This is a genomic window from Kitasatospora sp. NPDC096204 (genome assembly GCF_044763205.1).
GTDB lineage: Bacteria > Actinomycetota > Actinomycetes > Streptomycetales > Streptomycetaceae > Kitasatospora.
This window is the reverse complement of sequence record NZ_JBIWFT010000030.1, coordinates 45,339-67,569: the sequence shown is the minus strand read 5'-3', so window position 1 is coordinate 67,569 and position 22,231 is coordinate 45,339. Positions and strand designations below refer to the sequence as shown.

13 protein-coding genes are annotated in these 22,231 nt (G+C 74.9%); 8 read left to right on the top strand and 5 right to left on the bottom strand.

The annotated features are described in order from the left end of the window. Window positions 1-17: 17 nt before the first annotated feature. From ACIQ87_RS28365 to ACIQ87_RS28355, 3 genes are all read right to left on the bottom strand, one after another. On the bottom strand, window positions 18-1,004 hold the full coding sequence (locus tag ACIQ87_RS28365) for an ABC transporter ATP-binding protein (RefSeq protein ID WP_402411767.1): 987 nt from the start codon (window positions 1,002-1,004) through the stop codon (window positions 18-20). A gap of 82 nt (window positions 1,005-1,086) precedes the next feature. Continuing rightward, window positions 1,087-3,939, bottom strand: coding sequence for a hypothetical protein (locus ACIQ87_RS28360; protein WP_402411764.1), 2,853 nt, complete (start codon window positions 3,937-3,939; stop codon window positions 1,087-1,089). After that, entirely contained in the window at window positions 3,936-7,280 is a 3,345-nt protein-coding gene (locus tag ACIQ87_RS28355; RefSeq protein WP_402411761.1) for an ABC transporter permease, read from the bottom strand. The genes ACIQ87_RS28360 and ACIQ87_RS28355 overlap by 4 nt, the downstream gene beginning before the upstream one ends. A gap of 416 nt (window positions 7,281-7,696) precedes the next feature. Between ACIQ87_RS28355 and ACIQ87_RS28350 the strand changes: the two genes are divergently transcribed. After that, on the top strand, window positions 7,697-8,428 hold the full coding sequence (locus ACIQ87_RS28350) for an ABC transporter ATP-binding protein (protein WP_402411759.1): 732 nt from the start codon (window positions 7,697-7,699) through the stop codon (window positions 8,426-8,428). A gap of 381 nt (window positions 8,429-8,809) precedes the next feature. Here ACIQ87_RS28350 and ACIQ87_RS28345 read toward each other — a convergent pair whose 3' ends face one another. Both ACIQ87_RS28345 and ACIQ87_RS28340 read right to left on the bottom strand, forming a co-directional pair. Then, the gene (locus ACIQ87_RS28345; RefSeq protein ID WP_402411756.1) at window positions 8,810-10,429 is read right to left on the bottom strand and encodes an alpha/beta hydrolase; all 1,620 of its coding nucleotides are present in this window, start codon (window positions 10,427-10,429) and stop codon (window positions 8,810-8,812) included. A gap of 315 nt (window positions 10,430-10,744) precedes the next feature. Beyond that, a complete protein-coding gene (locus tag ACIQ87_RS28340; RefSeq protein ID WP_402411753.1) occupies window positions 10,745-11,350 on the bottom strand; it encodes a TetR/AcrR family transcriptional regulator in 606 nt (201 codons plus the stop codon). Between the two features lie 176 nt (window positions 11,351-11,526). On the opposite strand from ACIQ87_RS28340, the gene ACIQ87_RS28335 reads away from it, so the two are divergent. The 7 genes from ACIQ87_RS28335 to ACIQ87_RS28305 all read left to right on the top strand — a co-directional run bounded on the left by ACIQ87_RS28335 (window position 11,527) and on the right by ACIQ87_RS28305 (window position 22,140). Then, window positions 11,527-12,762: an FAD-dependent monooxygenase gene (locus ACIQ87_RS28335; RefSeq protein ID WP_402411751.1), complete on the top strand. Its 1,236-nt coding sequence runs from the start codon at window positions 11,527-11,529 to the stop codon at window positions 12,760-12,762. A 57-nt stretch (window positions 12,763-12,819) separates the two neighbouring features. After that, window positions 12,820-13,341: a MarR family winged helix-turn-helix transcriptional regulator gene (locus ACIQ87_RS28330; protein WP_402411748.1), complete on the top strand. Its 522-nt coding sequence runs from the start codon at window positions 12,820-12,822 to the stop codon at window positions 13,339-13,341. A gap of 159 nt (window positions 13,342-13,500) precedes the next feature. Further along, window positions 13,501-13,989, top strand: coding sequence for a hypothetical protein (locus ACIQ87_RS28325; RefSeq protein WP_402411745.1), 489 nt, complete (start codon window positions 13,501-13,503; stop codon window positions 13,987-13,989). After that, complete coding sequence (locus ACIQ87_RS28320) at window positions 13,986-14,852, top strand: NmrA family NAD(P)-binding protein (protein ID WP_402411742.1); 867 nt, start codon at window positions 13,986-13,988, stop codon at window positions 14,850-14,852. Before ACIQ87_RS28325 ends, ACIQ87_RS28320 begins: the two co-directional genes overlap by 4 nt. A 392-nt stretch (window positions 14,853-15,244) precedes the next feature. Next, the gene (locus ACIQ87_RS28315) at window positions 15,245-19,192 is read left to right on the top strand and encodes a Pls/PosA family non-ribosomal peptide synthetase (protein ID WP_402411739.1); all 3,948 of its coding nucleotides are present in this window, start codon (window positions 15,245-15,247) and stop codon (window positions 19,190-19,192) included. 47 nt (window positions 19,193-19,239) lie between these two features. Beyond that, window positions 19,240-20,565 carry a M1 family metallopeptidase gene (locus ACIQ87_RS28310; protein ID WP_402411736.1) on the top strand — a complete coding sequence of 442 codons (1,326 nt, stop codon included), beginning with the start codon at window positions 19,240-19,242 and terminating at the stop codon, window positions 20,563-20,565. 195 nt (window positions 20,566-20,760) lie between these two features. Next, window positions 20,761-22,140, top strand: a complete 1,380-nt coding sequence (locus tag ACIQ87_RS28305) for a serine hydrolase domain-containing protein (RefSeq protein WP_402411733.1) — start codon at window positions 20,761-20,763, stop codon at window positions 22,138-22,140. The last annotated feature ends 91 nt before the right edge of the window (window positions 22,141-22,231 follow it).

Below are 22,231 nucleotides of genomic sequence, written 5' to 3'. Positions count from 1 at the left end.
GCACCACGCGGCGCGGGTCAGTGCCCGGCGAGGTCGTCCGGCCGGACCTCGATGTGGTCGGCCGCGAGGTCCACGGCCACCCGGTGCTCCATGCCGAGCGACTCCAGGAACTTGACCGGCAGCTGCACCCGGCCGCTGCGGTCCAGCATCACGTACTCGCGCTCGTTCACCGACTCCTCGCCGTGCTCGTCCGTCACCGTGCGGCGCAGCACCTCGCTGGCGGTCCGCCCGTCCCGGATCGCGACCGTGCGGCGGACCTCGCCCGCGACCATCGGGTCGTGGGTGACGATCACGACGGTGGCGCCGAGCTCCCGGTTGACGGTGCGGAAGGACTCGAAGATCACCCCCGCGGTCTCCGAGTCCAGCTCGCCGGTGGGCTCGTCGGCGAGCAGCACCGGCGGGTTGTTGGCCATCGCCACCGCGATCGCGACCCGCTGCTGCTGGCCGCCGGAGAGTTCGTTGGGCCTGCGGTGGGCGAGGTCCCCGATCTCCAGTGCCTCCAGCAGCTCCGCGACCCGGGCCGCCTGCTGCCTGGCCCCGCCGGCGCCCGAGCGGCGGCCGCGCAGCTGCATCGGCAGGGCGATGTTCTCGGCGGCGGTGAGGAAGGGCAGCAGGTTGCGCGCGGTCTGCTGCCAGATGAAGCCGACCACCTCGCGCCGGTAGCGCAGCCGCTCCTTGACCGACATCTCCAGCAGGTCGCAGCCGGCCACCGTGGCGGTGCCCGCGGTCGGCACGTCCAACCCGGCGAGGATGGTCAGCAGGGTGGACTTGCCGCTGCCCGAGGCACCGACCAGGGCGACCAGGTCGCCCTGCCGGATGGTCAGTTCCAGGCCCTGGAGCGCCTGGACCTCGACCCCCTCCGCGCTGAAGATCCGCACCAGCCGGTCGCAGACGATGGCCGCGCCCTCGCCGTGCGCCTTGGGCGCGGCGGCGGCCAGGGCCCGCTGCTGGAGCTCCTGGAGGCTGGGGGCCTCGGCGACCGTCCGCTCCTGGGGAGTGCTCATCACCGCTCGTCTCCTGTCTCGACTGTCCGCTTCATCGCACCGCTCTCCACTGCTCGGGCGGCCGGTGCCGCCGTTCCCGGTCTCACTGCCGCTCCCCCGCCCGCAGTTCGGAGGCGATCTGGCGCCGGCCGGCGACCAGCGTCTCCAGCACCACCCCGAGGCAGACCACCAGGGTCAGGCCGGCGGTGGGCAGCAGCACCGGCAGCAGCGCCGGGGCCAGGGTCTCGGCGACCGGGGCGCCGACCAGCGCCGAGAGGTCGAAGGCGCCCCCGAGCAGGGCGACCGCCGCGACGGCGATCAGGCCGCCGCCGACGGCCGCCGCCAGGGTCTGCGGCAGCGCCTCGGCGATGATCAGCGCCAGGCCCTGCCGGGGTCGCAGGCCCATGGTGCGCAGCCGGGCGAGCACCGCCGTACGGTCCGGTGCGGCCCGCAGCAGCGTCAGCAGCACGGCCAGCAGGGCGAACCCGGCGGCGGCGAGGCCCGCGTACCAGAACAGCCGTCCGGCGGCGAGCTGCACCGGGTCGTCGGCCAGCTCGGCGGTCTTCTCCCGGCTGCTGTGCACCACGTAGCCGGGGGGCAGGCCGGAGCTGGTCCTTCCCGCCGCCGTGGCCTCGTCGTTGATCAGCTTGGCGATGCCCGACACCTGGGTGCTGCTGCCGATGCCGCGCTCCCGCAGCAGGGCGCGCACCCGGTCCGGGTCGACGTCGCCGACGGCGAACCACTTGTTCACCCTGGTCGCCCGCTTGAGCTCCGGCAGGTGCTCGGTGGCGGGGCCGGCCGGCACCACGACGAAGGGCTTGCCGGGGTCCGGCAGGGCGGGGGTGGCGGTGACGATCCCGGCGACGCTGGTGGTCATCTGGCTGCCGCTGGGCGTGCGCACCTGCGGCGCGCCCCCGGTCAGGCGTTTGGCCAGGTCCTGGCTGAACAGCGCGGGGACCGGGGTGTCCTTGCCGCCCGGGGCGGCGGCCAGCTTGGCCGGGTCGTACCCGCCGACGCCGACGGTGCGGGAGATCTCCGCGTAGGCGCCGGGCTCGACCACCACCAGGATGGCGTCGGTGGTGTCCCGGTCGCCGCCGATGAAGGTGGCCCGCTCCTCGATCCAGGCGCCGGTGGCGGCGCGGACGCCGGGCAGTTCGCCGGCCTCCTTGGTGAAGGCCTCCGGCAGGTTGGCGTAGATCGGGACGCCGACGGACACGTCGCCGCCGGTGGCGATCCGCCCGGCACGCGTCCGGGAGTGGTCCACCGTGTCGAGCACGGTGGCGCCGAACCCGGTGGCGGTGACGGCGATCAGCAGGGCGAGCAGGGGCAGTACGGAGGGCCTGCGCCGGCCCGAGTCGTCGCGGGCGGCCCGGACCAGGCCGAGGAATCCGACCAGTCCGCGGCCGCGGGCGGCGAGTGCGGCCAGCCAGCCGACCACGACCGGCTCGATCCGGGCCAGCAGCAGGCCGCCGGAGACGGCGAGCAGCAGCGGGGCGGCCACCAGCAGCGGGTCCACGCCGCCGCCCGGGTGGCCGACACCGCGACGGCGGACCTCGGCCACGGCCGCGGCGGTGACGGCGAGCACGGCGAGCTCGCCGACCGCCCGGCGCCGGCCGCCGCCCGCCCGCGGGCGGCGCCAGAGCAGCGCGGCCCGGGCCGGGAAGGCCAGGATCGCGAGCAGGGTCACGGCGAGCGCCACCAGCACCGGGTCGACCCACCGCGGGGTCGGCAGCAGCACCAGCGCGAGGACCGTCCCGAGCACGGCGGCGGGCAGGACGGTCACCGCGCCCTCGCCGAGCAGCCGCAGCAGCACTCCGCTGCGCGAGCCGCCACGGGCCTGGAGCAGCCGGATCTCGGCGGTGCGCCGGTCGGTGCTGAGCGCGGCGGCCAGACAGAGCACCACGACCGCGACGCCGGCGACGCCGGCCGGTCCGATGGCGCCCAGCGGGGCCGCGGCCTGGTAGCGGTCGGCGGCCCGGGAGAGCACGTCCGGCATCAGCGAGGTGGCGTGCAGGTCGGCCCGGAGGGTGGTGTCGATCAGGCTGGTCATGCCGGGGCCGGCCGTGTACGAGCCGATGGCCTGACGGGTCCGGTCGATCTGGTCGGCGCGCAGCGAGCCGGCGTCGACGGGCAGCCGCCAGAAGTTCTGGCCGACCGAACCCCAGCGGCTCAGCGCGGTCAGGCTGGCGCCGTCGACGAAGCCGCTGGTCGAGTACCACGCCTCGTCGCCCTTGAGGCTCAGGCAGGCCCTGGCCGGACAGCCGAGCCCCTCCCAGAACGGGTCCTGGGGGTCGTTGACCCGGTAGAGGCCGGTCACGGTGCTGCGCAGCGGGACGGGTCCGTCGGTGCCGCTCTCGATGACGTCGCCGATCTTGATGCCGATGGCCTCGGCGGCCTGCTGGCTCAGCACGATCGGCAGCGGGCCGTCGGCCGGGGCGGGGCCCGGCCAGGTGCCCGCGGTCAGGGTCACCCGGTCGGCGAGGCCGTGCAGGTAGAACAGGCCGAGCATCGGGTTGGCGTTCGGGGAGAACCGGGTGTACCCGGGGTTGAAGATCGAGCGATCGTTCTTCACCCGGGTGCCGAAGACCCGGCCGACCGGGCTCAGCGGCAACCGCTGTCCGATCTGGGCGTCGAGCTTCTGCTGCAGGGTCTCCAGCTCGGTGGCGGTGTCGCCGGGGGCCGTCCCCGAGGTGACCTCCAGGTTGGTCACGTTGGCACCCAGGCTGCGGGTGAACTGCTGGAGCGCGGTGTCCGCGCCCCGGTCCGCGAGGCGCGGGAACGCGGCCGCCAGGAAGACGGTGACGAGGGCGAGGGCCGCGGTGAGCAGCGCGGCCAGCGGCATCGCGCGCAACCGGGTACGGACCCAGGGCGCGGGCCGGGGAGCCCGCGCGGGCGCGGGGGCGGGCGCCGGCGCCGGCGCGGGGGTGGGCACGGTGGTGCCGGCCTTGGCGGTCACATCTCCTCCACGTGGCGCAGCCGGGCGGCCACGTCTCGACGCCGGCGCCCGATCAGGAAGGCCGACAGCAGCGGGACGACGGCGATCGCGGCCGCGAACAGCAGCGCCTGACCGTACGGCAGCTCGACCACGGCCTCGGGCACCGGGCGGCGGGCGGCCGGGGTCAGCACCACGAAGGGGACGATCAGCCGGACGAGCAGGGTGCCCAGGGCGAGTCCGACGATGCTGCCGAGGCCGACCAGCACCGCGTTCTCGATGGCGGCGGTGCGGGCCACCTGCTTGCGCGGGGCCCCCAGGGCGAGCAGCAGCGCGGAGTCGCGGGAGCGCTCGTGGGCGGAGCCGGCCACGGCGGCGGCGAAGCCGATCGCGGCGAGCACGGCGGTGGCGATCGCGATGGCCATCAGCGCGCTCTGCGGCGCGGCGCCGACCGGGTCGCCGAGGAGGTTCTCGGAGACCTCGTCGTAGAGCGCGAGGTCCTGGCTGCCGGGGGCGCCGCGCAGGGCGGCGGCGGCCTCGGCCGGGGCGCGGTCGCCCGGCCCGGCGGCGGGCAGCCACCACTCGGTGCGGGTCGGCAGGTTGCGGTCCTGGGCGGACAGCGTCCGGGCGACCGAGTCGAGGTCCAGCACCAGCGCCCGGCGGCCGGCCACCGGCACGGCCTCGACGGCGCCGGTCACCTTGACCGGGAGGACGACCCCGCTGAACGGGACCTGGACGGTGTCGCCGACCGAGGCCCCGAGGGTCTTCAGGTAGTCGCGGGTGGCGACGCCGTTGAGGGCGGCGGGCAGGGCGGCCCCGGCCGGGCTCAGCACGGCGCGCACGGAGTCGCCGATGCCGCGGCCGGACTGGTAGCGGACCGTGAACAGGCTGTCGGCGGTGGCCGCTTCGGAGGCGAGCTCGGCCTTCGGGGAGCTGTTGACGCCGGGGCGGGGCGCCGGGGGCTTGAGGTGCCACCCGGTACCGGCCGGCACCGGGACGGCGGTCGAAGGTCCGTCGGCCGTCTCCGAGACGGCCAGGTTCCGAACGGTGACCTCACCCGTGCTGCGGTCGCCGAAGCCGACGGTCGCACCGACCACGGTCAGCGGGGCGGCGACCGAGCCCACCGGGGCGTCGACCAGCGCGCCGAGCGGGATCGAGGCGCGGACCTGGCCGTTCAGCGGGAGCTCGCCGAAGGGGACCTTGTGGACCAGGCCGAAACGGTCGCGCAGCAGCAGCCGGACCTCGGGGTGGACCGGGCTGCCGGACCAGGTGGACCCCAGGTCCTGCTGGTTCACCGCGATGTCGGCGTCGATCCGCAGGGGGTGGCCGGGCAGCGGGACGGCGGGGGCGGGGCCGGGAGTGGCGAGCGTGCCGAAGACCTCCGCGCCGCTGTGGCCGTCGAGCAGGTCGGAGCGGAGCGGGACGCGTGCGGCGAAGGCGGCGGAGTCCACGGCCAGCAGCTCGCCGGCGCCGCCCTGCATCGGCTGCTCGTCGCGCACCACCGGGACCAGCCGGTCGCCGCCGGGCAGGCTGCCGTAGCGGCCGCCCTGGCCCATCTGGGCGTTGTGCGAGCCGGAGATGCGCAGGCCGCCCGACGTGGCGAAAACGGCCTGGTCGCGCTGGGAGGCGGTCCAGGTGGCGTGCTGACCGAGCGCCAGGACGCCGGTGGCCACGGCCATCACGAGCAGCAGTACGGGGCCGGTGGCGCGGCCGGGCCGGCGGGCCAGCTGCCAGCCGACCATGGCGGGGCCGAGGCCCTTGCCCCGGGCCGCCGCGCGGGCGCCCAACCGGGCGACGAACGGGAGCAGCCGCAGCACCACGAGGGTGCCGGCGCACAGGGCGAGCGTCGGGGTGGCGACCAGCAGCAGGTCCACGTCGAGCCGGCCGCTGGAGTCGGCGGACAGCCCGCCTCCGTACTGGTCGAGCTGCTGGTAGGCGAGCACGGCCAGGGCCAGCACGGCGAGGTCGCCGCCGTTGCGGGCGACGCCGGAGACCACGGCCTGGCGGCGGCCGGCCCGGCGGCGCAGGGCGGCGCCGACGCCGCGCACCACACTGGGCACGGTGGCCAGCAGGATGCAGGCGAACGCGCAGGCCGCGGCCACCGGCCAGAGCGACCAGGTGATGCCGGTGTCCAGGGCGACCTTGTGGGAGCTGCCGAGGCCGCCCAGCGCGCGGACCAGCACCGGGGTCAGCAGCGGCGCGAACGCGGCCGCGGGCAGGGCCAGCAGCAGCGACTCCAGGGCGGTGAAGGAGCCGAGCCTGAGGGCCGAGGCGCCGCGCGCGGCGAGCACCTCGTTCTCGGACTCCTGCCGCGCGGAGATCAGGTGGACGACCAGCAGCAGCGCCGCCGCGGCGAGCACCGCCAGCTGGAGGGCGCCGATCAGCAGGGTGGACCGGGCGACCACCATGCTGTCGGACAACTCGTGCATGATGTCGGGAAGTTCGGTCTTCGCGCCGAGGGAGGCGGTGGTCCGCAGCTCCCCGCCGAGGCTCTGGGCGCGGTCGCCGAGGGCCTGCGCGGCGGCCCGGTCGATGCCGGAGAAGTCGGCGTCCAGCGACCAGCTGCGGCCGCTCTGGACCAGGCCGGCCGTGGTGAAGACGCTCTGGTCGACCATCATCGGGCCGTAGGTGGTGAAGCCGCCGACCTCGATCTCGTGGCCGCCGACCGGGTCGATCCGCCAGTACGGGGCGGTCGGGTCGGTGGCCCGGTAGACGCCGGCGACCCGGACGGTCAGCGGCGTGCTGTCGGCCCGGTCGACGATCCGGACCTCGGCGGGCAGGGCCTGCTCGGCCAGGCCGAACCGGTGCAGCAGGCTCTGCGGGACGGCGACCTCCGGCGCGGCGGACCGGACCGGGCCGGTGGCGGCGCCCGGCCAGGCGCCGGCCAGCAGTTGGACCCGGCCGCGGTCGAGGTCGGCGAGGACCGTGAGGTCGAGCTGGGCTCCGGACGCGGGGCTCCCGGACGCGGTGCCGCTCGCCGGGTTGCCGGACGCTGCGGCGCCGTTCGCGGCGGTGCCGTTCGCCACGGTGCCGTTCGCCGCGGAGCCGGAGCCCGGCAGGCTGTAGGACCGGCTGCGCGTCACGCTGTCGGTGTGCACGGGCAGGTCACCGAAGAGCTTCTGCCGGTAGGCGGCGAGCGCCGCCTCGTCCTTCTGCCGCTGGTCCAGGCCGTGCTCACCGGTGACCGCCACCGTCGTCCGGGCGTGACCCGGCCCCTGGAGCGCCTGCCGCAGGCCTGCCTCACCGACGCTGCTGTTGAAGGCCACCAAGGCGGTCAGCACGGACGTGGTGATCAGCACCGCCAGCAGGACGGCGGCAGCCAACGGCAGTCGCCCGCGCAGTCGGCGCACGACGAAGCCGAGCATCAAGTTCCTCCCCCGGATTCACATCCCCGGTTGCACCTCCGGGCTCCGCCCATCGATCCGGTCCGAGTACAAATCGGCCACAGATGGACACTTCACGAGCACACCGGCGCATTGACCACCGGCAATGGTCGCCGGATAGCGGACGATGCTGTCAGATTCGATCCAGGAACGGAAGGGACTTGCGCGAATCAAGTTTGAAGTGAGCAAATTCCGTTCATTGGTAGCATCCCGGCCGGGGACGCCCCCGGTTGAATGCCATGCACACTTCACAAATCCGGCCTCGGCGCGCTCCTTCAGCCCGGGACACCGGTTTCCCGGATTTGCCGCCCGGAACGTGAACGCCGGAACAGCCATATCCGTAGAACCGGACGGGACCCGAACGCGACCGGGCCGCCACGCCCACAGGGGGACGCCGCATGACGCACCATCAGGCCGCCACCGCCGACACCGCCACCCAGCCGATGGTGGCCGTGACCGACCTCCGCCGGAGCTTCGGCACCGGCGAGCGGGCCGTGCACGCCCTGCGGGGCGTCTCGTTCACCGTCGGCCGCGGCGAACTCACCGCGCTCAAGGGCCGGTCGGGCTCCGGCAAGACCACCCTGCTCAACCTGGTCGGCGGCCTGGACACACCGACCGGCGGCAGCATCGCGCTGGACGGCGTCGACCTCGCCGGGCTGGACGAGGACGGCCGGCTCGCCCTGCGGCGGGAGCGGATCGGCTTCGTCTTCCAGTCCTTCGGGCTGATACCGATGCTCACCGCCGCCGAGAACGTCGGCGTGCCCATGCGGCTGCGCAAGACCCCCGCCGCCGAGCGCGAGGAGCGCGCGCACACCCTGCTCGCCCTGGTCGGCCTGGCCGACCACGCCAACCAGCGCCCCGGCGAACTCTCCGGCGGCCAGCAGCAGCGCGTCGCCATCGCCCGCGCGCTGGCCAACGAGCCCAGCCTGATCATCGCCGACGAGCCGACCGGGCAGCTGGACTCGGAGACCGGTCGCGCGATCATGGAGCTGCTGCGCGCGGTGGTGCGCAGCGAGGGCGTCACGGTGCTGGTCGCCACCCACGACCCGACGCTGATGGGGCTCGCCGACCGGGTGATCGAGGTCCGGGACGGCCGGGTCGTCGAGGAGGGGGCGGAGCAGGCCGCCTGACGGAGCGGGCAGTTCGGCCTCGGCGGGCAGCGGGGCCCCGGGCCCGTGGCCACGGGCCCGGGGGTGGGGATGCGGGGGTGCGTCCCCACCCCCGGCCGGATCGATGGAAATCCAGTGTGACTGAACGTTATTCCCACTGGTCAATCGCGGTCTTGACCTTCGACACCGCAGCGGAACCCCCTTGTCAGTGGCATGGGCTACGGTCATCGACGACTCACGGGAATCCGCTCCGCCGGAGGTTCGATGACGATTCACCACCGCATTCCGCGGGCCTTCCACGCCTTCCGGGAATTCGCCGGAAAAGCAAGGTCGTGGTGGCCGGCAGCACCGCCGACCACCACGACCGTCAAGCCGCCCCCACGGTCACCGGGGGCCGTTGCGTCAGACCGCCGGGAAGATCTCCGCGTCCGGCTTCAGCAGCTGGCCGGCGGCCGGCGCGGTGCCGTCCACCAGGTAGCGGGTGACGAGCTGGTTCAGCGCCTTGCTGCGGCCCACGGCGCAGTGCTCGATCGAGTCGACGCTGACCAGCACGGCGTTGCCCAGCTCCTGCTGCATCCGCTGGGCGAACTTGTACTGGGTGGCCGGGTCGTAGAGGTTGCCGATCACCATCACGGTGTTGGAGGTCTTCTTGTTCCACGGGCCGGAGAAGCGCTCGGCGTCCCGGGCCGGGGCCGGCCAGCTCGCGCACGCCGGCGCGTCGAAGGCCTGGTAGCGGCCGAAGGTCGGCATGTCCTTCTCCCACGCCTTGGCCGCGGTCGCGAACACCCGGTCGTTGGAGGGGTACGGCTTGTCCTGGCAGTTGACGGCCAGGTAGGAGTCGTCCGCGGTGTACTCGGAGTCCACCGGGGCCTCCCGCAGCGCCGTCCGCGGGACCTCCACCGAGAGCAGCTTGGCGTCCTCGTCCGACACGTTCGCCTGCGGGGCCAGCAGCGCGGTCGCGGCCGGCTTCTGGAACTGCTGGTAGGTCGCCTGGAGCGACTTGGCCAGCGGGGCCAGCTTGGCCTGCGAGTACAGGGCGCTGGCCACCTCACCGGTGAAGCTGCTCAGCGTCACCTTGGAGCCGTCCGGCAGCGTGATCGGGCTGGTCCGCAGGTGGTCCCGGAGCTGGTCGAACTTGGCCCGGGTGTCGCCGTCGCCGAAGGCGCAGCGCGGGGCGCCGGCGGCCTGGCAACGCTTGAGGAACTCGTCCAGGGCGATCTCGAAGCCGTTCGCCCGCTGGCGGTCGTACTCCATGCCGTTGTGCAGGCGCAGGTTCGGGTCGACGTTGCCGTCGACGATGATCGCGCGGACCTTGTTCGGGTACATGTTGGCGTACGTCGACCCGATCAGGGTGCCGTAGGAGAACCCGGCGAAGGTGAGCTGGGAGTCACCGACGGCGCGGCGCATCCGGTCGAGGTCGCGCACCACGTTGATGGTCGACATGTGCTCGATCAGCGGGCCGGCGTTCTTGCTGCACGCGTCGCTGTAGTCCTGGTCCGCGTCCAGCGTCCCGTCGATCTCGGCCTTGGTGACGGGCACGCCGATCATGCGGTTGGTGACCGCGTCGGCGTCCTCCTGGGTCTTGAAGCACTTGAGCGGGTTGCTCCGGGCCACGCCGCGCGGGTCGAAGCCGACCAGGTCGAACTTGGACTGCACCTCGGCCCCGAAGCGGGAGGTCGTCGCCCACAGGTAGCCACTGCCGCCCGGGCCACCGGGGTTGAGGAACAGCGAACCGATCCGCTTCGACGGGTCGCTCGCCCGCCGCCGCATCATGGCGATGCCGACCTTCTCACCCGAGGGGTTGTCGTAGTCCAGCGGCACGGGGTAGACGGCGCAGTCGTAGATGCCGGGGTCCGGCTTGCTCGGGTCGGGGTTGCACGGCGTCCAGGCGACGGGGGCGACCTTCGCCTCGGCCAGGCCGGGGGCCTGGTCGATGGGCGCGGCCGACGCGGCGACGGCGGTGCCGGTGACAAGTGCGAGGGCACAGGTGACCGCTCCGGCCAACGTGGATATGCGGGACAAGGAACCTCCTCGGTACTGAAAAGGGCGGCCCCAGCCTGTCAGCCGGAGATCTCCGTGGGAAGACCTGGGGGCGGCGTAATTCCTCTGATCGAGAGGCAACGCATCACGAAACATTCTGTGAATGAACCAACTTGACGGTTGATTGACCTGATGCCTCATCATCCGGTCTCGCCGATCGGCCGTCGAGCTTCCGGGTTCGGTGAAGACGAGCCGGGCCACCCCGGGCGATTCCCCGCGCGCCCCGCCCCCGGGAGCACCACTTTTGTGTGGCCGTCCGGGAATTCACGGTCGAGCCGCGCCGGTGCCGCCCGGCGCTCAGCTCACGGGCGCTCCCCGCAGGGCGGCCGCCACCAGCCCCTGGATCGCGTCGGCCTCGGGCTCGCCGCCGCTCACCAGGTGCTCGAAGACCAGGCCGTCGACGCAGGCCAACAGCGTGGCGGTCCGCCCGTCGGGGTCGACCACGCCCCGAGCGGCGAGGAACGCGCGGACGGCGGCGCGCCCGGCGTTCTCGCGCGGGACGAGGATCTCGCGCAGCTCGGGGTCACGCACGCTCTCCACCGCGCAGGCGTACCGGGCGAGCGAGCGCCGCCGCCCGTCGCCGGACAATCGCTGCCGCATCAACTCGGCGATCCCGTCGGCCAGTTCCTCCTCCGATCGGACCGTCACCCGTTCCCCCATGGTGTGCAGCTCGCCCTGGTCCAGCTCCACCAGCCGCCGTACCAGCGCGGTGAGCAGCGCCTGCCTGGTCCGCAGGTAGGCCGAGGTGGTTCCGACCGGCAGCCCGGCCGCCGCGTCGACCGCCCGGTGGGTGAGTCCGCGCACGCCGAGGTCCGCCAGCACCCCGATGGCGGCGTCGGCCAACACCGTCCGCCGGTCCGGCCGCCCCGCATCGTCCCGCTTCTGGTCCTCGTTTCGCCGCATTCCCCCTTTCTACCGGGCCCGCCGCGCCCGTCGCGCATCCCCTCGGGCCGGACCGGCCCCCAGCCCCCGATCGCCGACCGCCCGGCCCGACCCACCCCCGCTCGCCCGCCGACGGCCCGTAGTACGCTCCTTCTACAGCTGTAGAAAGCAGTGGGGCGACGCAGGAGGGACCGGGCATGAGCAACAACAGCGCGGTGGTGGTCGGGGGCGGGATCGGCGGACTGGCGGCCGCGATCGGACTCCGGCTGGCGGGGTGGGACGTGACCGTGGTCGAACGGGCGGCCGTCCTGGACGACGCCGGGGCCGGCATCTCCCTGGCCGCCAACGGGATGCGCGCGCTCGCCACCCTCGGAGTCGGCGAGGCGGTCGAGGCGGCCGCCCGCCGCCAGTACACCGGCGGCACCCGGGCCCCGGACGGCCGCAGGCTCGCCGCCATGGACGGTGCGGCGCTGGAACGCGAGCTGGGCGCCCCGATCGTCGGGATCCCCCGCGCGGCCCTGCACCGCGTCCTGCGCGAGGCGCTGCCCGTCGAGTCCCTCGTCGTCGGCGCCGAGGTGACCGGGGTGGACACCACCCGGCCGTTCCGGGTCCGGGTCGACCTCGGCGGCACCACCCCGGAGGCGGGCCGCCCGAAGACCGACCGACCGCAGACGGGCCGCCTGGCGGCAGGCCACCTGGAGGCCGACCTCCTGGTGGCGGCCGACGGCATCAACAGCCGCCTCCGTCGTCACCTCTTCCCCGACCACCCCGGTCCGGCCTACAGCGGCTCGACGGTGCTGCGCGCGATCACCGAGCGCCCGATCGACGGACTGAAGGCGGACTTCGAGCTGACCTGGGGCCACGGCGCGGAGTTCGGCCACATCGCCTTCCCGGACGGCACCGCCGAGTGGCACGCGGTCCTGAACGCCCCCGCCGGGGTCCGCTACCCGGACCCGTTGACCGAGGTCCGCCGCCGCTTCGCGCGCTGGCACGAGCCGATCCCCGCACTGCTGGCCGCGACCCGGCCGGAGGCGGTCCTGCACCACGACGTCAACGAGCTGGCCACCCCGCTGCCGTCCTACGTCTCGGGCCGGATCGCCCTGCTCGGCGACGCGGCGCACGCCATGACACCCCACCTCGGCCAGGGGGCCTGTCAGGCCCTGGAGGACGCGGTGACCCTGGCGGCGGCGCTCACCGAGGCCCGGACGGTCGAAGGCGCGCTCGCCCGGTACGACGCGGTCCGCCGCCCGCGCAGCCAAACCGTGGCCCGCGACGCCCGCCGGGCCGGCCGGATGGGCCAGCAGCTCGCCCACCCCCTGGCGGTCGGCCTGCGCAACGCCGCGATCCGGCTCACCCCGCCCGGCGCGATGGTCCGGACCGTCCTGCGGCACGCCGACTGGACGCCGCCTCGGATCACTCCCCGTGCCGCCTAGGCAAGAGCCCGCGCCCGCACTTGACCGGGAATCAGGTTAGGCGCCATATTACTTCTCGTGACCCAGCACCCCGAGAGCGGCCCGGCCGCCCCCAGCCTCGACCAGGCGCGCCGCCAGATCGCCCGCTACGGCCTCACGGCCGATCCGCAGGCGATCCTGGTCGCGACCCGGCTGATGGCGGCGGGCGCCCGGCTCGGCCAGGCCGGCGAGGTGCACTTCGGCCGCTTCGGCCTCTCCACCGGACGCTACCGACTGCTGGCGGACCTGGAGGACCACGGCGGAGAGAAGTCCCCCTCCCAGCTCGCGGCAAGCCTGGGCGTCTCCCGGGCGACCGTGACCGGCCTGGTCGACGGCCTGGAACGGGAGGGCCTGGTGGCCCGGCGACCGTCCACCGAGGACGGCCGCGGCAACGTGGTGATCCTCACCGCGCGGGGCGCCGACCGGCTGCGGGAGCTGGCACCCGAGCACTTCGCCCGGATGCAGGCGCTGGTCGGGGGCCTGACCGTCGAGGAGCGCGGCACCTTCCTGGACCTGCTGGCCCGGGTGGTCGCGGGCATGGACGCACTCACCGAGGACTGACCCACCCCGGGCGGGCCGCAATCCGGCGGCCCGCCTCTCTTCAGCCCCAATAGTTAGGCACCTAAGTACAAGCAAATGCTTAGGAACCTAAGCATGGCGCCTGGCGCAGCCGGCCTCAGCCGGGCACGACTGCCCACGAGCGAAAGGAAGAACCGACCCATGAGCAAGAAAGCCCCCGGCGCTCCCCCGCCCTTCATCCTGTGGCGCGAGGTCCTGGTCGCCTACGCCATGCCCGCGGTCACCGCCGGGGCCGGCGGAGCCGTCACCGGCCAGCCGCAGCTGGTGGCCGCCGCGCTCACCACCATCGGCGGCACCTCCGCACTGGTGGCCGCCGCCCTCGGCGCCACGCTGCGCCGCCGCCCCCTCCGCACCCGGCCCGCCCGGACCCCGCGCGCGCTCGCGGCCGCCGCCCTCGGCCTGGCCGCCGCCGCGCTCGGCCTGGCGGTCGGCCTCGCCGCCGCCCGCTGGCTGCCGCAGCTCCCGGCACTCGCCGACAGCCCGTGGCCGAAGCGGCTGCCGATCGACCTGCCGGTCTCCTCGGCGATCGCCGCCACCATCACCACCTGGCGCTGGCGCGGCAGCCGCCCGGCCCGCACCGCGCAGCACCGACTCCCCGCCACACCCCAACCCGAAAGGCAGACGTCATGATCGTCATCATGGGCGCCGCAGGCGCCACCGGTAGCGCCACCCTGCGCAGCCTCGCCGCCCTCGGCGCACCGAGCCGCGCCCTCAGCCGCGACCCCGCCCGGCTGACCGCCACCCTCGACGAGCGCACGCTCGCCCGGACCGCCGTCCTCCCGGCCGACGCCGCCGACCCCGCCTCCCTGCGCGCAGCCTTCCGCGGGGCGCACCACCTCTTCCTCACCATGGCCAACGGCCCACAGCAGGTCCGGTACGAGCTGAACGCGATCGAGGCGGCGATCGACTGCGGCGTGGAACACGTCGTCAAGGTCTCCGCACCCGCCGCCGAGCCGGACTCCCCCGTCGCCGTCTCCCGCGGCCACCACCTGATCGAGGAACGACTGCGGTCCTCCGGCATCACCACCACCGTCCTGCGACCGTACGCGTTCATGCAGAAGCTGCTGCTCCTGGCGCCCGGCATCACCGCCGCCGGGGTGGTGCACGGCGCGATGGGGCAGGCGCGGTGCAACTACGTGGACGTCCGGGACATCGGGGAGGCCGCCGCCGAGGCGCTCACCCGCCCCGAGCTGGCGGGCGGCACCTATCCGCTCACCGGCGGGCGGGCCTACAGCCACCCCGAGCTCACCGCACTGCTGGGCGAGCTGCTCGGCCGGCCGGTCCGCTACCTCGACCTGAGCCCGTCCGAGCTGCACGCCCACCTGGTCGCCCGGGCCGGGATGCCGGACTGGCTGGCCACCCACGTGGTGGAGATCCAGCAGCTCGCGGTGGTCCGCAAGGAGACGCCGGACGACACCTTCCTCCGCCTCGCCGGACATGCTCCGCGTACCCTGGAGGCCTTCCTCGGCGAGAACCTGCACCGGTTCCGCTGACCGCCGGACACGGTGGCGGGTCGGGCACGAACCGAGGGGTTCCGCCCCGGAATCCCCGGCCCGCCACCCCCCTGCCACCCGAAGGGAGCAGCATTCGCTGTGGTGTGGATCACGGTCGAGAAATGGACCTGACGATCCGTCAATTCGACTGACGCCACGTCACATCAATGACGAGAAGGCTCAGTTATTGACTGACGAGCTGTCAGATTCGGCCGTTCCGACGCCAGTTGGCCCGAGTTTCCGTTCCTGCCCGGTCGCCGCGCCGGGGCTACCATCGGTCAGGTTGTCCGCTCCGGCCCCGGAGTGGGATCACCCGGTCAGGCGGTGTTCCCACCGCCCCAGGGGCCGGACATCGGTCGGAACGGGGCGAGGACGAGGAGCGCACGGCTGCCATGACAGCTGAACCGAGCCACCCGGAGCAGTACGCCACGCCACCGCAGGACCCGACGGCACAGGACCCGACGGCGCAGGAGCCGGCCCCGCAGGCCACGCCCACCCGGCCCGAGCAGGCGCTCGCCCTGTTCCCCGGCCGCCCCGCCGCCGCCCCGCGCACCCTGGCCGACGTGCTGGACGCCACCGTACGCGCCCACCCCGACGAGCCCGCCCTGGACGACGGGCACACCGTGCTCAGCTACCGCGCGCTGGCCGCCGAGGTCGAGCAGCTGCGCCGCCGGCTGGCCGCCGCCGGGATCGGCCCCGGCGACCGGGTCGGCGTGCGCGTACCCTCCGGCACCAACGACCTCTACGTCTCGATCCTCTCGGTGCTCGCCGCCGGGGCCGCCTATGTCCCGGTGGACGCCGAGGACCCGGACGAGCGCGCCGAGCTGGTCTTCGGCGAGGCCGCCGTCGCCGCCGTGCTCGGCGCCGGGCGCGCCCTGGCGACCACCGGCGAGCGCGCGCCCGCGCTGGAGCGCCGCCCCACCCCCGCCGACGACGCCTGGATCATCTTCACCTCCGGGTCGACCGGCAAGCCCAAGGGCGTGGCCGTCACCCACCACAACGCCGCCGCCTTCGTGGACGCCGAGGCCGCGCTCTTCCTCCAGGAGGAGCCGATCGGCCCCGGCGACCGGGTGATGGCCGGCCTCTCGGTGGCCTTCGACGCCTCCTGCGAGGAGATGTGGCTGGCCTGGCGGCACGGCGCCTGCCTGGTGCCGGTCCCCCGCTCCCAGGTGCGCAGCGGCGCCGACCTCGGCCCCTGGCTGGCCGAGCAGGAGATCACCGTGGTCTCCACCGTCCCGACCCTGGCCGCGCTGTGGCCGGCCGAGGCGCTCAACGAGGTCCGGCTGCTGATCTTCGGCGGCGAGGCCTGCCCGCCCGAGCTGGTGCAGCGCCTGGTCACCGAGGGCCGCGAGGTGTGGAACACCTACGGCCCCACCGAGGCCACCGTGGTCGCCTGCGCCGCCCTGCTGACCGGCGACGGCCCGGTGCGGATCGGCCTGCCGCTGGACGGCTGGGACCTCGCCGTGGTGGACGAGGCCGGTGTGCCGGTCGCCCCCGGCGGCACCGGACAGCTGGTGATCGGCGGAGTGGGCCTGGCCCGCTACCTCGACCCGGAGAAGGACGCCGAGAAGTACGCCCCGCTGCCCTCGCTGGGCTGGGAACGCGCCTACCGCAGCGGCGACCTCGTCCAGGCGGACCCGGCCGGTCTGCTGTTCCTCGGCCGCACCGACGAGCAGATCAAGCTGGGCGGCCGCCGGATCGAGCTGGGCGAGGTCGACGCGGCCCTGCAGGCCCTGCCCGGCGTGGCGGGCGCGGCGGCCGCGGTGCGGACCGCGCGCGGCGGCAACCAGCTGCTGGTCGGCTACCTGGTGGTCCAGGACGGCTTCGACCGCCAGCAGGCCGTCGAGCGGCTGCGCGCCGAGCTGCCCGCCGCCCTCGTGCCGCTGCTGGCGACCGTCGAGACCCTGCCCACCAGGACCTCCGGCAAGGTCGACCGCAACGCCCTGCCCTGGCCGCTGCCCGAGCTGGAGACCGCCGGCCCGAGCGAGGAGCTGTACGGCACCGAGGCCTGGCTGGCGGAGCAGTGGGCGGAGATCCTGGGGATCAAGGTCGGCGGCCCGCGCGACGACTTCTTCGCGATCGGCGGCGGCAGCCTGGCCGCCGCCCGGCTGACCACCCTGCTGCGCACCCGCTACCCGAGCGCGGCCGTGCTGGACATCTACCAGAACCCGACGCTGCGCAAGCTCGCCCGGCACCTGGAGCGCTCCGCCGGCGAGAGCGCCGAGGCCAGGACGATCGCCCTGGTGCCGACCAGGGCCAAGCTGCTCCAGCTGCTCCTGCTGATCCCGCTGTTCACCGTGGTCGGCCTGCGCTGGACCGTCGCCCTGCTGGCCGCCGGGAACCTGCTCACCCACCTCGGCGACTACCCGTGGGCGCCCACCGCCTCCTGGTGGTGGGTCGGCGCGGGCGCGCTCGTGCTGTACACCCCGCCGGGGCGGCTGGCCGTCGCGGCCGGCGGCGCCCGGCTGCTGCTGCGCGGCCTGCGCCCGGGCAGCCACCCGCGCGGCGGCTCCGTCCACCTGCGACTGTGGACCGCCGAGCGGCTCGCCGAACTGAGCGGCGCGGACTCGCTGTCCGGCGCCTGGCTGGTGCGCTACGCCCGGGCGCTGGGCGCCAAGGTCGCGCCCGAGGTGGACCTGCACTCGCTGCCGCCGGTCACCGGGATGCTGAAGCTGGGCCGCGGCTGCGCGGTCGAGGCCGAGGTCGACCTGTGCGGCTACTGGCTGGACGGCGACCGGCTGCTGATCGGCCAGGTCAAGATCGGTTCCGGTGCCGTGGTCGGCACCCGCTCGACGCTGCTGCCCGGAGCCCGGGTCGGCAAGCGGGCCCACGTGGCGGCCGGCTCCAGCGTCACCGGCCAGGTGCCGACCGGCCAGCGCTGGGGCGGCGCACCCGCCGTCAAGCTGGGCCGCGCCGAGCGCGCCTGGCCCAAGGAGCGCCCGGTCCGCCGGGCCGGCTGGGCCTCGCTGTACGGCGCCAGCGGTGCCGTGCTCAGCCTGCTCCCGGTGCTGCCCGCGCTCGCCGCGCTGGCGGTGCTGTCCCGGTTCGTCGACCAGGGCGCGGCCCTCGGCCCGGCGCTCGGCGGCGCGCTGCTCGGGCTGTTGCCCGCCACGCCGGCGTTCGGCGCGGTGTACGCGGCGCAGCTGGTGGTGCTGGTCCGGTTGCTGAGCACCGGCCTGGTCCCCGGGACGCACCCGCTGCACGGCCGGGTCGGCTGGCAGGCGTGGACCGTCACCCAGCTGATGGACCGGGCCCGCGAGGTGCTGTTCCCGCTCTACGCCGGGCTGGTCACGCCGCTGTGGCTGCGCGCCCTCGGGATGCGGGTCGGCCGTGGCGCGGAGGTGTCCACGGTGCTGGCGCTGCCCAGTCTGACCACGGTCGGCGACGGCGCGTTCCTGGCCGACGACACCCTGATCGCCCCGTACGAGCTGGGCGGCGGCTGGGTGCGGCTCGGCGAGGCGAAGGTCGGCGAGCGGGCGTTCCTCGGGAACTCGGGGATGACCGCGCCGGGCCGCTCGGTGCCCAAGCGCGGCCTGGTGGGCGTGCTGTCGGCGACGCCGGCGAAGGCGAAGAAGGGCGGCTCGTACCTGGGCATGCCGCCGATGCGGCTGCCGCGCTCGGCGGACCAGGCCGACCAGAGCCTGACGTACGAGCCGCCGGCCCGGCTGCTGTGGGCGCGCGGGCTGGTCGAGGTGGGCCGGCTGGTGCCGGTGCTGGCCTCGGCGGCGCTGGGCGTGCTGACCGTGGCGGCGCTGTCCTGGCTGGCGGCCGGCTCGCCGCTGACCGCCGCGCTGCTGTCGGGCCTGGTGCTGCTGGCGGCCGGTGTGCTGGCCTGTGTGGTCGCGGTGGCTGCCAAGTGGCTGCTGGTCGGGCGGTTCCGGGCGGTGGAGCACCCGCTGTGGAGCGGCTTCGTGTGGCGCAACGAGCTGGCGGACACCTTCGTGGAGATGCTGGCGGTGCCGTGGCTGGTCGGCGCGGTGCCCGGCACCCCGGTGCTGAACCTGTGGCTGCGCTCGCTCGGCGCGCACGTCGGACACGGGGTCTGGTGCGAGAGCTACTGGCTGCCCGAGGCGGACCTGGTCACCCTGGGTGACGGGGTCACCGTCAACCGGGGCTGCGTGGTGCAGACGCACCTCTTCCACGACCGGATCATGCGGATGGATACTGTGGTCCTCCGCGAGGGCGCCACCCTGGGCCCGGGCGGCATCGTGCTGCCCGGCAGCACGGTGGGCGCGCGCAGCACGCTGGGCCCGGCCTCGCTGGTGATGCGCGCCGAGTCCGTCCCCGCCGACACGCGGTGGCTGGGCAACCCGATCGAGGCGTGGCAGACCACGCCGTGACCACCTCCCCGTCCCCCCGTCCCGGCCCGCAGGAAGCGCACGCCCCCGTGAAGCCCAAGCACGTCCCGGCGGCCGCAGGTGCCCCGGACCCGTACTTCCCGACCAGCGGCGACCACCGCTACCGGGTGCACCGCTACGAGCTGGCGCTGGACTACCGGCCCGGGCCCAACCGGCTGGCCGGCTCGGCCCGGCTGAGCGCGGTCGCGGACGCGGCGCTGGCGGAGTTCGCGCTCGACCTGGCCGAGTTCCGGATCGGCCGGGTGCTGGTCGACGGCCGGGCCGCCCGCTACACCCACCGCGGCGGCAAGCTGCGGATCCGCCCCGCCAAGGCGCTCGCGCCGGGCGCGGCGTTCACCGTCGAGGTGCACTACACCGGCAACCCGCGCCCGGTCCGCAGCCCGTGGGGCGGCCTGGGCTGGGAGGAGCTGACCGAGGGCGCGCTGGTGGCGAGCCAGCCGGTCGGCGCGCCGTCCTGGTTCCCGTGCAACGACCGGCCCGCCGACAAGGCGACGTACCAGATCGCGATCACCACGGCGTCCCCGTTCACCGTGGTGGCGAGCGGCCGGCTGCTGACCCGCACCACCAAGGCGTCCAGCACCACCTGGGTGTACGAGCAGAGCGCGCCCACCCCGACGTACCTGGTGACGGTGTCGATCGGGCACTACCGGCCGGTGCCGCTGGCGGTGCGCCCGGCGGTGCCGCAGACCGGCTACGTGCCGGAGCGGCTGGCCGCCGCCTTCGCCCGGGACTTCGCCCGGCAGCCGGAGATGGCGGCCTACTTCGGCGAGGTCTTCGGCCCGTACCCGTTCGGCGAGTACGCGGTGGTCGTCGCGGACGAGGAACTGGACGTCCCGGTGGAGGCCCAGGGCGTCGCCACCTTCGGCACCAACCACCTCGGCGGCGGCTGGGAGCGCGAGCGGCTGATCGCCCACGAGCTGGCCCACCAGTGGTTCGGCAACAGCGTCACGATCGCCGACTGGCGGCACATATGGCTCAACGAGGGCTTCGCCAAGTACGCGGAGTGGCTCTGGTCCGAGCACGCCGGCGGCCCGGGCGCGGCCGTGCACGCCGCCGCCGCACACCGGCTGCTGGCCGGGCTGCCGCAGGACCTGCGGCTCGGCGACCCGAGCCGGAAGCTGATGTTCGACGACCGGCTGTACCAGCGCGGCGGACTGCTCGTGCACGCGCTGCGGCGGGTGCTCGGCGAGGACGCGTTCTTCGCGATGCTGCGGGACTGGACGAGCGCCAACCGGCACGGCGTGGTCTCCACCGACGACCTGCGCGCCCACGCCGCCCGGTACACCACGGCCCCGCTCGGCCCGCTCTTCGAGGCCTGGCTGGAGCGGCCGGAACTGCCACCGCTGCCGGACTGACCGTCCCGGCCGATCGGGGCGGGCCGATCGCGTGCGGAGCCGGGTCGTGGCGGGACGATCGGGTCCGGAGCCGGGTCGTGGCGGGACGATCGCGTCCGGAGCCCGGTCGTGGCGGGTCAGGCCGGTTAAACCGGTCGGCCCCGCGGCCGGGCTGGACTACTGTCCGTACACATGTCCATGAGTCCAGAAGCCCACATGACCGACCTGCCCCCCGAGCTGCTGCCCGCCACCCGCCGCGCGCTGCTGCACCGGCTCGCCGTCGCCCAGGCCGAGGGGCGCACGCCCTCGATGGTCGCCGGGGTGCTGCGCGACGGGCGGCCGGTGTGGAGCGGCGCCCGCAGCATGATCGACGGGCACGCGCCGACCCCCGACGTCCAGTACCGGATCGGCTCGCTCACCAAGACCTTCGTCGCCGTGCTGGTGCTCCGACTGCGCGACGAGGGCCTGCTCGACCTCGCCGACCCGCTCTCCCGCCACCTGCCCGGCACCCCCGCCGGCGACGCGACCATCGCCCAACTGCTCTCGCACTCCTCGGGCCTGACCGCGGAGACCCCCGGCCCCTGGTGGGAGCGGACCGACGGCGCGCTGCGGCCCGGCCTCGACGACATCCTGGAGGACGAGCGGCCGCTGAAGCACCCGGCCGGGCGGGTGTACCACTACTCCAACCCCGGCTACGCGCTGCTCGGCGCGCTGGTGGCCAAGCTCCGCGGCGAGCCCTGGGGCGAGGTGCTGCGCCGCGAGGTGCTCGCCCCGCTCGGGATGGAGCGCACCACGCTGCTGCCCGAGCACCCGCACGCCGGGGGCTTCGCCGTCCACCCCTGGGCCGACGTCATGCTGCCCGAGCCGCTCACCGACACCGGACTGATGGGCCCGGCCGGCCAGCTCTGGTCCACCATCGCGGACCTGGCCCGCTGGGCGGCCTTCCTGTCGGCCGGCGACGACAAGGTGCTGTCCGCCGGCACCGTCGCCGAGATGCGCCGCCCGGCCGTCGCCCCGGACGACGCCGAGTGGACCAGCGGCTACGGCCTCGGTCTGCAACTGCGCCGCCACGAGGGCCGGTTGCTGTACGGGCACACCGGCTCGATGCCCGGCTTCACGGCGGGCCTGTGGATCAGCGAGTCCGACGGCCTGGCCGCGTACGCCCTCTCCAACGCGACCAGCGGTGCCAGCGCCGCCGCGCTGGCCGCCCAGCTGATCGCGCTCACCGCCGAACTCGAGCCCCGGCTGCCCGAACCGTGGCGCCCGCTGGCCGAGGTGGACGCGGAACCGCTGGAGCTCACCGGCCCCTGGTACTGGGGCGCCATGCCGGCCGTCCTGCGGCTGCGGCCCGGCCGGGTCCTGGAGCTCACCCCGCTCACCGGCGCCGGCCGGGGCTCGCGGTTCCGGCCCGAGGCGGACGGCACCTGGACGGGTGTCGAGAACTACTACGCGGGCGAGACCCTGCGGGTGGTCCGCCACCCCGACGGCACCGTCAGCCACCTCGACGTCGGCTCCTTCGTCTACACCCGCGAGCCGTACGGCCCGGCCGGCGCCGTCCCGGGCGGGGTCGACCCGGAGGGCTGGCGGGTGTTCTGAGCCGCGCGCCGCGGCCGTGGCGGCCACGGCGTGACGGCCGGGCGTCACGGCGGAGACGTGACGACGTGGTCGTGACAGCGGGGGCGTACGG